Genomic DNA, 933 nt, shown 5'->3' with positions numbered 1-933 from the left:
CTGTGAAGCTTGTCAGGGGGATGGTGTTATCAAAGTCGAGATGCACTTCTTACCAGACGTGTACGTGCCTTGTGATGTGTGTAAAGGTAAGCGCTATAACCGCGAAACACTGGAAGTACGCTACAAAGGCAAAACCATCGATGAAGTACTGGAAATGACCGTCGAGGATGCTCGCACCTTCTTCGATCCTGTTCCTGCGATTGCCCGCAAGCTGCAAACTCTAATGGACGTTGGTCTGTCTTACATTCGTTTAGGTCAAGCGGCAACCACATTATCGGGCGGCGAAGCACAGCGAGTGAAATTAGCAAGAGAGCTATCCAAGCGTGATACGGGTAAAACCTTGTACATTCTGGATGAGCCGACAACCGGTCTGCATTTCCATGATATTCAGCAGCTATTAACTGTACTTCATCGCCTGCGCGATCACGGGAATACCGTTGTGGTTATCGAGCATAACTTGGACGTCATCAAAACAGCAGACTGGATCATCGACTTAGGACCAGAAGGCGGACAAGGCGGCGGAGAGATCATTGCCCAGGGAACACCAGAAGATGTGTCTCAGATCGAAGGTTCGCACACAGCTCGATTCCTTAAGCCTATGTTGAAAGAGAAAAAACGGGTAAAGTACAAAGACCAGCCAACGCTGGTCTTTTTTCATTCAAAACAACGCAATATATATGGCTACTATACATGTAAGTGGAACCAAACTTTCTCCTGAAAAAGTACAAGTTCCTCTCAATCGCAAGTTTCTCATCGCTTTGGCCGTTCTGTTTTTACTGGCCATGCACTTTTTTATGCCCAATCCAGGTGGATCAGGGTTAGCCTTATCCTTCAACGCAACAACGTGGATTGCATTTAGCTTTGCGTTAGGTATCGGTTGCTATCAGCTCGCGAGTAACCGCATTTTACGCTATTCAAAGCTAACCATCGGGT

The 933-nt window shown here is 46.9% G+C and carries 2 pseudogenes; both read left to right on the top strand.

What is annotated here, in order from left to right:
* A pseudogene (locus R7040_RS25180) lies at positions 1-607 on the top strand (ATP-binding cassette domain-containing protein); the annotation flags it as partial.
* A gap of 70 nt (positions 608-677) precedes the next feature.
* Positions 678-933, top strand: a pseudogene (locus R7040_RS25175) (ligase); the annotation flags it as partial.

The organism is Vibrio sp. 1069, assembly GCF_033340555.1.
This window is presented reverse-complemented; position numbering and strand designations above follow the sequence as displayed.